We start from the raw sequence: 13552 nt of genomic DNA, 5'->3' as shown, positions 1-13552 counted from the left end.
GAGACTACACCATGCAACCAACACAAACCCTCAAGCAGAATGCATCGCCAGGTTGGCAGATGAACCCCGTTTTAGTCATGTTAACCATTGTGATTATTGCCTTTTTAATGACCTATTTTGTTGAGTCTGGGCAATATGAACGCGATGGCAAAAAAGTCATTCCTGACTCTTATCAGACAATTTCCAAAGAAGTGAACTTTGGGCAAGTCTTAGGAACCGAAAAACCCGCTGAAAATGAAGCGGCTCCCGTCAGTTTAATTCAACTATTTAAAGCCATCCCAGAAGGAATTATTAAGCAATCCCCTCTTATTTATATGGTGCTATTTATTGGTGGAATGTTTGGGATCCTGAATAAAACGGGGGCTATCGAGTCAGGGCTTGGAAGGCTATTGCATGTCACTCGGGGGAATATTTACTTATTAATTCCTTTTTTAATGATTGTTTTCTCGATGGGAAGTACCTTTATGGGATTAGCCAAAGAGTACCTTTTGGTGATCCCGATGGTCATTGCCCTGATGAAACGTGTTGGGCTTAATGAGCTTATCGGCCTCGCAATTGTTGCTATCGCCGTTAAAGTTGGTTACCTCGCGTCAATTACTAACCCTTATGCATTATCGATTGCTCAGCCACTGGTGGGACTACCTGTATTCAGCGGTTTAAGCATGCGTGTTGCCGCCTACTTTATTTTTATCAGTTTAGGGATTTTGTTTGTCTTTTACAGTATCCGTAAAACGACATTAACTCGCTATGTTGTTGAAGAAAATAGCCAGTCAAGCGCGCTGACAGGCCGCCATAAGTTAATGTTAATTATTTTAGCCATTGGCGTGGCTTTTTTAGTCTATGCATCTAATCGCTGGCACTGGAAGAATAATGATTTATCCGCTTATTATTTGTTTCTAAGCGTCGTTTTAACTTTTTGCAGTGGCCTAACGGCTAGCGCAGCAGCGGATGCTTTCGTTAGCGGGATGAAAAAAGTGCTGATTGCTGGCGTGCTTATTGGGCTCGCAACGGCGGTTGAAATTATTCTTTCCCAAGGCAAAATTCTGGATACGATAATTCACCAACTGGTTGGCTTAGTAGGTAACCATGGGGCTTATGTTTCCTCATACAGTATGTTTATTTCTCAATTATTATTAGATGTCGCTATCCCATCCACTTCAGGGCAAGCCGCTGTCACTATGCCAATATTAGGCCCCGTAGGTGAAATTTCAGGTGTTTCCCCGCAAACGACTGTTTTTGCTTTTTTAATGGGGAATGGGCTGACCAATATGATCACGCCAACGTCCAGCGGATTACTGATCTTTTTAGCGACCGCAGGTGTCAGTTGGACCACATGGGCAAAATATATTTTCCCACTTTTTTTAATTTTTATGGCTGTCGGTATTGGCTTACTAACCATCGCAGTCAGCATAGGATATTAACTATATGGATATGAAGAATTTCCGCATCGTTATGCGTGATGGTGTAACCCTATCAACGGATGTCTATTTCCCGCAAGACGCTGATGATTTCCCTTACCCCGTAATTATCGAGCGCACACCTTATGACAAAAAAGCCCCTTCTCGTTCTGAAAAAACGGTCACTGGGCACCAGATAACGCGTCAGGAGATGGCGCGTTGTTTCACCCATGCAGGTTTTATTGTTATTTATCAAGACTGTCGTGGCCGTTATGAGTCCGAAGGTAAATTCACCAAATATATTAATGAGGCAGAAGATGGTTTCGATACACTACAATGGATTATGGCACAGCCTTGGTGTAACGGAAAAATCGGCTCTATGGGGCTTTCTTATGCAGCCCATACACAATTAGCCATGGCCTGTTTGAATCCACCAGGCTTATCTACCATGGTGCTCGATTCAGGGGGCTTTGCCAATGCATTTCAATGCGGTATTCGTCAAGGGGGAGCCTTTGAGCTCAAACAAGCCACTTGGGCGTATAAACAAGCAAAACTAAGCCCACTCGCTCAACAATCCTCCACGGTTTCAACGGCTTTAGCACAAGAAAATATTCATGATTGGTTTGCGGCTATGCCATGGCACCAAGGGCATACATTACTAAAACATGTGCCTGAATATGAATCTTATTTGTTCGAGCAATGGGAAGAAGAGTGTTTTACCGATTATTGGAAAAAAATAGGCATCTACGCTGAGGGCTACTACGACCAAATCCCCGATATCCCCGTGTTATTTATGTCCAGTTGGTATGATGCTTATGTTAGCTCGACATTAGATAACTACCACGCATTCACCACAACAAAGCAATCACCACAAAAATTAATCATGGGCCCTTGGCTACATGGGGACCGAAATATTACCCATAGTGGTAATGCTGAATTTGGTGAAGTTGCCGCTTTTGATCACAATGTCAGTGAAGATTGGTTAGCCTGCCGCTTAGTTTGGTTCAACACGCATTTAAAAGGTCTTAACCCACCAAAGCCTCAGCAAGACATTACTTTTTTTATGATGGGTGGCGGTAGTGGTAAACGTAATTCTGAGGGGCGTTTAGAACATGGTGGTGAGTGGCTTCACCACCAACAATGGCCATTACCCAATGTTGAAAAAACACCTTTTTTCCTTTGGGGAAATCAATCTCTTCAGCATGAAGAGTGCCCCAAGCAAACAACAATATCCTATTGCTATGATCCTAAGTACCCTGTTCCAACCATCGGCGGCGCTTTAACATCAGGCCAACCTATCTTTTGGGGAGGAGCATTCGATCAACGTGAACTGCCTGATTTTTTTGGCAGCCAACAAAATAACCTGCCGCTTTCCGCTCGCCCTGATGTTTTAGTTTTTGAAACCGACATTTTACAAGACGATATTTGTTTGGCTGGTGATATTGAAGTGTCTTTATGGATCAGCAGTGATGCCTTAGATACGGATTTTACAGCTAAATTAATTGACGTTTATCCACCCAATGAAGATTACCCGCAAGGTTATGCCATGAATATTACCGATGGTATTTTCCGCTGCCGTTTTCATCAGGGCTATGAGCAAAAAACCTTGTTAAACCCTAATGAAGTGGTTGAAATTAAAATCAAACCGTTTGCTTGCGCTAACCGTTTTGTGAAAGGGCACCGTATTCGGTTAGATATTTCCAGTAGTAATTTCCCCAAATACGATTTCAACACCAATACAGGTGAAACTATCGCAGGGGATAGAACATGGAAAGTGGCACATAACAGTATTCATATTTCAAAGAGATACCCATCGAAGGTCGTATTACCCATCGTTAAGAAAACGTAATCACTTCCGATAGGTACGATTAAGATATTGGCCTGCTTTAGTAATCAAGCAGGCCAATGAAGAAGCCATGTTTTTACTGTGCTTTAACCCAGAACACACCATCGCCCTCTAATGCCGTGAAGGTTTTGTGCAGATAATCGCTATCCGCTTGTGGGTCAAGTTCGGCAAATAAATTGGGGTGAAGAAACTTCGCTATCGCTTCCACCGCAATAATATTAAACGGAGTGTCATAATATTGCTGGTATAACGCTAAAACCTGCTTGTTTTGATATGCCGCTAATGAGCGCAGTTTAGGGCGTTCCATCAGCTTGATTAGCCTAGCCTGCGATTTGGCTTTATCGCCTGTATACCCTAAAGGCACTGAAGCGCTACCTTTACGTGTGCTATCCCAATCCGCGGCGGTCATTAAATAATAGTCAGGATTACTGTGAATTAACTGCTCTTCGTTAATTTCACCACCCATTCCAATACTGAACCACTGTGAACCGAGATTATTTCCCCCTGCCGTTTCAACAAACTCACCAAAATTGCCATTGCCAAAGGTTTTGCAACAGTAATCTTCACCTGAAATCCCTGCAGCCCTTTCAATAAACACACTTGGGCGCTGGCTTTTATCAAGTGTTGCCACTTTACTGCGGATCAAATCCAACCTTTGTTGATAAAACTGGTTAAATGCCTCCGCTTGTTGTGGTTCACCGAACACTTGGCCTAATAATGCCATACTCGGCATGGTATTTTTCAGCGGGTATTGCCGAAAATCGATGAAAATGACGGGTAAACCGCTTTTTTCCAGTAAAGATAGCGTGCCACTTTCCGTCAACTTGCTTTTCAAACCGATATCAAAAATCAGTAAATCAGGTTGAGCGACCAAGGCCTTTTCAACACTAAAGTCGGTTGTGTAAGGATTTGGGAAAACAGGAATTTTGCTTAGTTCAGGAAACTTTTTACTGTACGCTGCGCTTAAGTCGGGCGCTTTTTTGATAAGCGCATCATCCCACGCAATAATGCCTTTTAATGGGCTTTGTGGGTGCAAGATATTCAATGCCACCAGCACACGGCTATCCGCCAGCATCACCCGTGAAACAGGTGCATTAACGGTAACTTCGCGCCCCGCGATATCGGTCACTGTCATAGGTGCAGCGAAACTCGTCGCCGCACTGAACAGACTCAAGAACCCAAATAAGCAATACTTATTGATAAATCGACCTATCATTATCCTGCCTTATCTTAACTAAAATTTCACTGATGCTTGAACATAGTATGTTCTTGGCTGCCCAACGTAGATCCCATAGTTGTTATCTGTCGAGCGAGTAAAATAGGTTTGATCAAATAAGTTTTTAATACCAGCCGATAATGTTAAATCAGACAAACTTTTACCAAAGTGGTATTCCCCACGCGCATCCCACACCATATAGCCAGGTATTGTGCCATATCGGCCATCAGCACTTGGTTCGGTCACATAATGACTTGTTGTCCCTGGTGATTCCTGAGTTGATTGTGCATAGGTATTTAGGTTCCACACCCAATTGCCTGTTTCATAACGGCTACCTGCGGTGATCACTTGACGTGAATAGAACGGTAAGTCTTTATGGGCAAAATCCCCTTTCTTACTGACTGCTTTAGTATAGGTATAAGTGCTATACACGCTCACACCATCAAGAACATCGGTGAGATCCGCTAAATTGTACCTTGCCGCTAGCTCAACACCTTGGTGCGTCGTCGCGCCTAAATTAGTCCAACCAGTTGTATTTTCGACATAAAGAAGCTGGTCGTCGAAATCGATATAGAATAAAGTCGCTTCTAAAGAGAGCGCTGTATTGTCGTATTTCGTGCCCACTTCATAGTTATGGGCTTTTTCTGCACTTAACCCGTTAGCTGGTGAATTGCCAACCCCTTTTGTATTCAATTGGAAGTACTGCAAACTCCCAAATGAAGTGCTGGCATTAGCAAATAATTTCCACTCATCATCAATATGGTAAATCACCGCCAATGCAGGAAGTGGCTCGCTGTAACGCTTACTGCGATTTTGATTTTTAAAACTGTCGTTTAAGTGAATATTGATGTTTTCGTAGCGAATACCCGGAATGATAGTCCAGTTGCCGACATCAATGGTGTCATCAAGGTAAATCGCATGCGCTTCCGTTCCGCCCGAGGTGTGTTGGTAGTAGTCGTTGGTACTTGGGCGTGTGTTTTGTGTGCCAGCTTGGTACCAATTTGAGCGATAGGCTTTTTCATCAGCGGTTTCATTTAAATAACGGTAGCCCACAGTCACTTCATGGGACATATTATTAAAACGAAACAATTGTGAATAACTTGGCTCAATGGCATACGCGGTATAGTGACGCGGGTAAGAAACCAAACGTCTCTCGTTGGCTTTGTCTTTATGGTCACTTTCAATATAGCTACCACGGTAGCTTTTGCTAAACCACGTCATTAATTCGAATTGCTTGTCATCTTCTTCATGTTTATATTTCAATGACATATCTTGGCGATTCCCTTCAAAACGGTCATAAGGCCGCGTTGATTGGAATGGGTCTGCATTATATTGAGCTTGGGTTAACCCGCCTGGCATTCCAGACATCGCGTGATAATAGTGAAAATTCGCTAATAGCTCGTCGTTATCCGTGATGGCATAACGGGTTTTCAACATAAAATCATCAATATCCGTATTATCATTACTTTTGCGATAACCCTGCCCGTGTAAACCCGAATATAGGATCATGGCACCCGCTGAATCATCAGCTTTAGAGCCACCTAATGAGGCATCCACTAAGGTCTTTAACCCACCTGTTTTCGCCCCTTGGGTTTGTACCGCAACCCCGCCACCAAACTCCTTTGGAATTGGCTTGGTCACAAAGTTAATCACTCCACCTACGTTTTGTGGCCCATAACGTACAGATGCCCCACCACGGATAACATCGATGGATTCAATACTGCCTAACGAGAGTGGTGACATGGAAAGTTGTGGCTGACCATAAGGTGCTGCCGCCAACGGCATCCCATCAAGCAAAATCGTTGAACGTGGCGATAAACGTGAGGTTAAACCGCGCACCCCCACGTTTAAGGAAACATCACTTCCCCCTGTTCCATTACTTTCACGCACTTGAACACCAGGGATACCTTTTAGTGCATCCGCAATGGTTTCACTGCCCGTTTCTTTAATTTGTTGCTGTGTTTTAACGGTTCGTGCACCGGGATGGTTAAATACCACTTCGCTGTCTTCGGTATTTTCGAGCCAGTTACCCGTGACGGTGATTTGGTCATTTTTAGCGTTATCAGCCGCAAAAGCATAGTGAGAAATCAATGAAGCAGAAATTGCCAATGGCAAAAGTAGTTTGCGAGTTTTCAAGTTCATAAAAGGCGAGTTAAGAAAGAAGATTAAGATCAATAATGATAATTATAATCATTAGTAATAATCAACCATATTTACTCTTTTTTTATAACAAAAACATCTAACTAATTAAATTATTAGTTATTATTCTTTTTTTAGGCTAAAAAAAAGACAAATAAAAATCCGAAGGGGTTACCTTCGCATTTCAGACTGCTGACAAACCAATTAGGTTTGGCTGCAGGTTGGATAGGTTTTGAAAATAAATTAGGAAAATCAATTTATTGATTTTCGGCTGATAACACAAAGCAGGAAAAACCACACTTTTATCCTGCTTTGTCAACAACCTCCATCCGAAGGGGTTACCTTCGGATTTCAAATAACTCAAGAGTTAAAATTAACCTCCGAGAGAGAAAAATACGACGCGCCCCACAGCTTCACTAGCAAAAATACATAACACAGCAAATGACATGACTAATGTTGCATTCGTTGATTGGCTTGATTTTTGGCACAACAAACGACCAACAAACAGAACGCCTACTGCGATTAACGCCACACGGGCAATACTCAGGCTAAGTAATCCTTCAGGCAATTCACGCGGGGTCATGCCCATATAAATTGGCTCACCGATATTGCTCAGTAATGACAATGCACCGAGTAACATCAATAATATCCCCACTACACCCACACCTAATGAAGCTTTTACCACTCGCTTAAGTTGATCCTCTTTACCCAAAGAACGCAGGCCACCCACTAGCAATGAAGCCGCAATCACACCGCCAACCAATAACACTGCCCCAAAGAAACTGGCGTAAGTAAATAAACCACCCCACAAGTTAAAGAGCGTGTTTGCGTACAGCGCCGACATGGCATACATATACACCAAGCCCGCGATAGCGCTGAGAACTAATAATGCACTATTCGCTTTATTTTTGAGTAATAACAAGGCTGTGCTCAAAAATAACAATGCCATGTAAATCGCGGTTGCCCATACTTCACGGCTCATCCAAGAACTAGAAACATGGACCATGGTGTAAAACATGTGTAATGGATTACCCATATGAAACAATGAGCCCAATAACCCTACGCACCCTAAAACAAAACTCGCAACTACGGGCTTTTTAATAAGTTGCTTTTTTTCATTTCCTTCAAGGATACGACAATAGCACAGCAACGAAACAACCAAGCAGCCTACTGATGCTTGCATAAATAAGGTGAAAATCACCAATGGAAATTCATGCATGATAATTCTCCTTATCCTTTCGTGCCAACAACAAGGTTGGGTTTGGTGATGCTTGAACTTGGCAGGCCATCAATATCCGCATTGGTCCCGTATTTTTTGCGCAGTTCGCTTATCAAGCCAAACTCTATTGCACGCATTGGGCAAGAATCGACACACATTGGGTTCCCCCCCTGCTCGCGTAAATCAATACAGGTATCACACTTAGTCATCATGCCGATGCTGGCATCAAATTGTGGGGCTTCATACGGGCAAGCCCATGTACAATAACGGCAACCGACACATTTATCGTGGTCAACCAAGACAACGCCATCTTCTTCACGTTTGTGCATAGCCGTTGTTGGACAGTGGCTAACACATTGCGGGTCATCACAATGATTACACGCAATAGATAAATGCCAACGATGTGGGCGGGGATATTCACCCACTTCGATATCGTACACACGGCGAAAATTACGCCCAACCTCAAGGTCATTTTTATCTTTACATGCCACAACACAGGTTTTACAACCAATACAGGTGGCAACATTGATATAAAATCCGACTTGTTTATCCATTATTCATTGCCCCTTAAAAAATAATACGCTGTGGAATTGCAACATCAGGGACTAACTGGTCACCATCCCATTTTTCGATGTTACATAACATGGTATTCCACCCTGATGTTCCTAACCCTGTTGGGACTTGGATCGTCAGCGTATTATCTGCACCAGCCATATCTATCCCTGTTTTTTCATCCACATCCGTCCAGCTACCATGAGGTAATGCAACTACCCCTGGTTTCATGGTTTGCGTGACTAGCGCTGGGCGGACAATTTTTCCGTGAGGGCTGCTAACCAATACCGTTTCGCCATGCTTAATTCCTAAACGTTTAGCATCAGAGGCATTGATATAGATCGGACTTGGCCACTGCTCACGTAGCCACGGCACATTATCTAACGTACTGTGTGAACGACGTAAATAGTGTGGGTTATAAATTTGGAATGGATAATCCCCTTTCTCTTTTTTGGCAAAGTCTTTAAAACTCGCCTCATAACCGCTAGCTGAAGGAATATATTCAGGAATTGGCGGTAATTTCGTCCAACCACATTCATCGGCTTTTTCCACCAATGTTTGGCAATAAATTTCAAACTTACCACTCGGTGTTGGGCGAGGATTCGCTTGCGGGTCACGAATAAAATCTTCGTAAGCAATGTAACCGTAATTATCTTCTTGCGTGCGCTGCACTTGATATTTACCAACAGTTAGGAACTCATTTAACGTTAAACGACCTTGCTGTGGTTTCCCTGTGACTTGCCATTCATCGATATCTGCTTGGGTAATCGTGAGCAGAGGCTCTTTAGTCTGACCATCTTCCCCGATAATGGTTGCCCCATTAAGTTTATTGAAAAACTGTTGTTTTTCTGAAACAGGGAAGACTTCATCCACATTGATCCCAAGGCGTTTGCCCAGTTCTTTGGCAATCCATTGATCACTTTTTGCCTCATAAAGTGGCGGGGTCACATTCACGGCGGCAATAATAACTTCACGGTTACTTGGGTTTAAAATCGTCCCTTCGCGCTCCCATTCTGTGGTAACAGGCAAGACGATATCAGAGTATTTTGCACAGGTATGTGGCACATAAGCTGCTGTTACCACGAGTTCGACATCTTTTCGATAGGCTTCAATACTTTGAGTAATATTTGCACGCGTCTGCAATGTCGCATTGAATGGGTGAATGATCATTTGAATATTCGCATCCACATCTCCCACTCCGCGCTGGCGGAATTTTTTCTCCAGCAATGCACGATTGAGTTCATTATGGTTGATTTTCAAACTCACAGGGTTGGGGATGGATGGTAAACCACTTGCGCCTGCCATCACTAAGCGTGTGCCGTTATTTCCCGCAGCAAAATGACAACTCACCCCCGTCATACGCCCTGGGCGCCCCATATGTCCCGTCATAAAGCCCAATGTTGAGAATGCTTGAACCCAGCCCTCTCCATTATGGATACGTGCAGGAGCCCAGCCCGTCAGTAAAGCAACGCGGTTTGTCCCCCCGATTTCACGGGCTAATGTTCGAATATCTGTCACTGATAACCCACAAATATTTGCTGCCCACTCAGGGGTTTTTGGTTCACCTGAATAAGTGCCTAATAAATAATCTTTAAAATTACCTTTTGGATCTGCACCTGCGGGCATGTTTTTTTCATCAAAGCCCACAGTACAACGGCGTAAAAATTCCCAATCAATTAATGGGTTTTCTGGACTATCCATTTCTAACAGTGCATACATGATACCCAATGCAAGTGCATGGTCGGTGCCAGGGTTGATGGGATACCAATCCGCATCCATTAGTTCAGCCGTCGTGGTATAGCTTGGGTCGATGCTGATAAAACGTGCACCTGCTTTTTTAGCTTGATAATAGTTATAGGTTGGGCTTCCAGGGCTACTCCATGCAGGATTCGCCCCCCACATAACAATGAGCTGCGAGTTGCGCATATCAAAGCGGTCATTGGTACCAAAAGTATAAAAGCCTTCCAATAAACCGAGGTGAGCAGGCGTTTCAAACCAAGCGCCCCATGAGGTAGTTCCCCAATCCCCAACAAAACCACCTGCTTTGGCGTACACATTTTGGATATCAACACCGTTTCCACCCGTGATCCAAATCGATTCCTTGCCATATTTTTCTTTAATACGTTTCGATTCTGAGGCGACAATATCAAGGGCTTCATCCCAACTGATACGCACCCATTGGTCACGTCCACGCAAGCTTTTATCACCGCCACCTGGTGCCCAGCCTTTACGTTTCATTGGGTATTTTAAGCGATCAGCACCAAAAACCTGCTTACGCTGAGAACGCCCACGCAAACAGCCTCGTTGCTGTGGAAAATCGGGGGAGTCAGCAACCACATCATCCGTTTTTTGCCTCACTACCACACCATCTACCACCAACGCTTTATTCACACAACGCCCGCCACAGTTATGCCAGCACGCAACGGGCTTCCATTTCCCTTTGGTGATAGTATCCGTCGCTTGTACAATCGCTTTTTCTTCCTCTGGTGTGGATGCGTAAAGCCGTTTACTCAACGGTAATGTGGCCATTACCGATGCTGCCGAAGTCCATGCTAGAAATGAACGACGACTTAAGGCTATTTTCTGTCTTTCTGACATTGCTCTTACCTCTTCCTTTCGTTTTATTATTATAAATTGACTAATTCATTGATTTTATTTTGATCATTTCGCAAAAAGGGTTCTAACAGTGCACTCAATTGGCGGTAAAATGGGGTGTTCGCATGGTTATGCAGGTCACGGCAAAATGGAGTAATAAACGCCAATAGGTGGTCACTTAAGAATAAAGACGATACCTGCAATAACGCTTTTGATTCGTCAGTGAGCTCAGGTTCTAAATCGGTAAGCTCAACAATTTTCTGGCTGAGGTTCCACATAAAATCCAGCTCATAGCCAATATGATCCGCAGCTTCGAATTCTTTCTGTCCTAATTCAAATCCATATTTTTGATAGAAGGATTTCACTGCAAGGGTGTTTTCTTGGAATAACAGTTTGTCTCGTGAGACATAAGTGGACTCCCATGGTGCTGCTGCAGGCGCATCTGGCCCAATAAATAAGCGTGTGAAGTCCCAATGTAAATCCTCAAAGCCATCTGTACCCGCTTGTAAGCTGCGTGCTTGTAAGTCTATTTCCATTGCACTAACCGCATCAGCCATCACTGGCAAATGGTCTTCACAAGGGAATAGCGCCAATCCCCCTTCACACAAATATTGCAGTAATTCAGGCGTTGGCTCTTCCATGAGTAAGCGACGCAATACGTCATAAGCAAACTGCCTCCCATACAAAAAATCTAAAATGGGGTTTTCATTTTTCACAGGAACCTCCCTGTATGTCGGTCAATAAAAATTCAGTGGGTGTGGTTAATTCAATACGCACTTCTTTAATCAATGGATCGCCATTTTCATCTGGCTCAACAATATGAGAAGTGAGTGCGATAGGGAGATTTGCTAGCGTCTGTAGATACAGAATCGATTCAGGGTTGAATTGCAAAAAACCGTGAAGCAATTCATGTTGAAAAGGCACATTGGCTTGTTTTAAATAATGAGCCGCTTTCTCGCAGTCATCGCCAAACACCTTGGCACTTTTGAAAAAATAATCCTTTGTAGAGAAAAAATAATACGGGCCCATCACCTGCTCATCATGCTGAAAAAATGCGTTATTTTGGTACACCTGCCCCGTATGTTTATTCTCTAAAGAACAATAATGCACGCCGAGAGATAAACGCTTTTCTAGCGCAAATTTTAGTACACGTAAGCAAGCTAGCTCGCTATCAGCAACCGCAAGCCCTCCTGCATACCAATAGTTGTAATACACCTCATAGGGTGGGTTTTTTAGGTTAAAATTGCGGGATTTGTATTCATGGCTATTAGTCAGGGGAAAGCAGAACTCTAATAAATTGATACCATCAATTCCAATATCATCTAACTGCATCAGTAGCTGATACATTTGCTCTTCAGTATTGGGGATCACGGGCATTTCCACCATCACCGTAGGGAAAATTTCGCGGGCTAAGGCGATACGGCGTAAAACTTTTTCAATGCGTTCTTTTGAATCATCAATTTTGATGCTAAAACGCACCTCTTGCAGGCCTGCCTTCGCTAATGAAAGGGCCGTAGTGCGGTCTAGCGGGTCACCTGCGGTATATAAACGGGTATGAACTTGCGGTAACTTTTGCTGTACACGTTGAAAGAATTGAATGCTTTCTTCACGAAATAACAGCGGTTCCCCGCCCGTTAGTGCGATGTGGGATAATGGATAGTTTTGCTCTGCAATAGCGTCTACCTCGCCTATTGCATCGCGCATCTCCCGTTGAAAACCTTCATAATTTTCTTGATTAGGATTAAAGCAGAAATAGCAATCACGGTGACATTTTAACGACAAAAATGTCGTGTGGCTCCCTTCCCCCGTTCGGCACTGTACACAAGCGCTAGAAAGCCACCCGCAATGAATACTTTTGCCATTATTCGCAAAGATTGCCCCTAATGTTTTCAGCTCATTTTTCAGTTGTTGAATTTCAGTTTGCTGTGAAAAAGGAATTTCAAAATCTAAACCATACGCTGAAATAGCAGATTGCGTCTTTTTCTCAATCACTAAATAGCGCATAGCATAGCGTGAAAATTTATCATTTTTGAGTGTGGACAGAGTGCTATCTGTTATCGGATAGATCATTAAATTACCTTTAATAAGGGATACCGTTTTATTAGCTATGTTGTGATAAAATATAGTAGGCAGTGATCGCCTAATTATTTGACTGATATTGATAGCTGAACAACAGATGTATGCACTGAATCTTTGGTAAGATTAGTTTTATTTTAACTACAAATTAAAATTATCTATCATTTGCTATATTAATAAACCCAGTATAAATAATTAAAGCAAAATGAAATTGCGCAGGATCAACAAAAATTTCTATTTCAGTGTACTTCCCCTCAGTTATCAATTATAAAAAATCTTATATACTCAAAGCATTACAACAAACCATCACATAATCCCATTACGAATGGTTATATAACAATTTACACATCAAATAAAAATAGTGTTAAAAACATCAAGAAAAATAATATTTAGTCTAATATTTAAAATGAATGATTCCTTTTCAAAATGTAACATTAAATTTCAAACTAATAGATAATCACTCTCATTAATGCCACCTATTTCATTTTTAATCCTACGCTTAAATTTAATCG

The 13552-nt window shown here is 42.7% G+C and carries 9 protein-coding genes; 2 read left to right on the top strand and 7 right to left on the bottom strand.

Annotated features, from left to right (window positions below; translation table 11 throughout):
• The first annotated feature begins 11 nt into the window (after positions 1 to 11).
• The gene (locus tag M1F05_RS08870) at positions 12 to 1421 is read left to right on the top strand and encodes a YfcC family protein (protein WP_241016834.1); all 1410 of its coding nucleotides are present in this window, start codon (positions 12 to 14) and stop codon (positions 1419 to 1421) included.
• Positions 1422 to 1425: 4 nt separating this feature from the next.
• Entirely contained in the window at positions 1426 to 3246 is a 1821-nt protein-coding gene (locus tag M1F05_RS08865; protein ID WP_206084111.1) for a CocE/NonD family hydrolase, read from the top strand.
• 73 nt (positions 3247 to 3319) lie between these two features.
• Here the strand turns inward: M1F05_RS08865 and M1F05_RS08860 are convergent, their stop codons facing one another.
• The 7 genes from M1F05_RS08860 to M1F05_RS08830 form a co-directional block, all read right to left on the bottom strand.
• Positions 3320 to 4459: an ABC transporter substrate-binding protein gene (locus M1F05_RS08860; protein WP_206084110.1), complete on the bottom strand. Its 1140-nt coding sequence runs from the start codon at positions 4457 to 4459 to the stop codon at positions 3320 to 3322.
• An 18-nt stretch (positions 4460 to 4477) separates the two neighbouring features.
• Complete coding sequence (locus M1F05_RS08855) at positions 4478 to 6601, bottom strand: TonB-dependent receptor family protein (protein WP_206084109.1); 2124 nt, start codon at positions 6599 to 6601, stop codon at positions 4478 to 4480.
• A 370-nt stretch (positions 6602 to 6971) separates the two neighbouring features.
• Positions 6972 to 7817 (bottom strand): dimethyl sulfoxide reductase anchor subunit family protein, encoded by an 846-nt coding sequence (locus M1F05_RS08850; protein ID WP_206084108.1) that lies wholly within the window; start codon positions 7815 to 7817, stop codon positions 6972 to 6974.
• A gap of 11 nt (positions 7818 to 7828) precedes the next feature.
• Positions 7829 to 8371, bottom strand: coding sequence for a DMSO/selenate family reductase complex B subunit (locus M1F05_RS08845; RefSeq protein ID WP_206084107.1), 543 nt, complete (start codon positions 8369 to 8371; stop codon positions 7829 to 7831).
• A 13-nt stretch (positions 8372 to 8384) separates the two neighbouring features.
• A complete protein-coding gene (locus M1F05_RS08840; protein WP_206084106.1) occupies positions 8385 to 10967 on the bottom strand; it encodes a molybdopterin-dependent oxidoreductase in 2583 nt (860 codons plus the stop codon).
• Positions 10968 to 10996: 29 nt separating this feature from the next.
• Positions 10997 to 11680 carry a molecular chaperone gene (locus M1F05_RS08835; RefSeq protein WP_206084105.1) on the bottom strand — a complete coding sequence of 228 codons (684 nt, stop codon included), beginning with the start codon at positions 11678 to 11680 and terminating at the stop codon, positions 10997 to 10999.
• Positions 11670 to 13034, bottom strand: a complete 1365-nt coding sequence (locus M1F05_RS08830; RefSeq protein ID WP_206084104.1) for a radical SAM protein — start codon at positions 13032 to 13034, stop codon at positions 11670 to 11672. The genes M1F05_RS08835 and M1F05_RS08830 overlap by 11 nt, the downstream gene beginning before the upstream one ends.
• Positions 13035 to 13552 lie beyond the last annotated feature (518 nt).

This window comes from Providencia sp. PROV252, from assembly GCF_033676005.1.
In the GTDB taxonomy this organism is placed as follows: Bacteria; Pseudomonadota; Gammaproteobacteria; order Enterobacterales; family Enterobacteriaceae; genus Providencia; species Providencia vermicola.
This window is presented reverse-complemented; position numbering and strand designations above follow the sequence as displayed.

Coding starts and splice junctions, on each gene's coding strand:
- M1F05_RS08845 (WP_206084107.1), bottom strand. CDS start 8,371: ATGGATAAACAAGTCGGATTTTATATCAATGTTGCCACCTGTATTGGT.
- M1F05_RS08860 (WP_206084110.1), bottom strand. CDS start 4,459: ATGATAGGTCGATTTATCAATAAGTATTGCTTATTTGGGTTCTTGAGT.
- M1F05_RS08865 (WP_206084111.1), top strand. CDS start 1,426: ATGGATATGAAGAATTTCCGCATCGTTATGCGTGATGGTGTAACCCTA.
- M1F05_RS08850 (WP_206084108.1), bottom strand. CDS start 7,817: ATGCATGAATTTCCATTGGTGATTTTCACCTTATTTATGCAAGCATCA.
- M1F05_RS08855 (WP_206084109.1), bottom strand. CDS start 6,601: ATGAACTTGAAAACTCGCAAACTACTTTTGCCATTGGCAATTTCTGCT.
- M1F05_RS08840 (WP_206084106.1), bottom strand. CDS start 10,967: ATGTCAGAAAGACAGAAAATAGCCTTAAGTCGTCGTTCATTTCTAGCA.
- M1F05_RS08870 (WP_241016834.1), top strand. CDS start 12: ATGCAACCAACACAAACCCTCAAGCAGAATGCATCGCCAGGTTGGCAG.
- M1F05_RS08830 (WP_206084104.1), bottom strand. CDS start 13,034: ATGATCTATCCGATAACAGATAGCACTCTGTCCACACTCAAAAATGAT.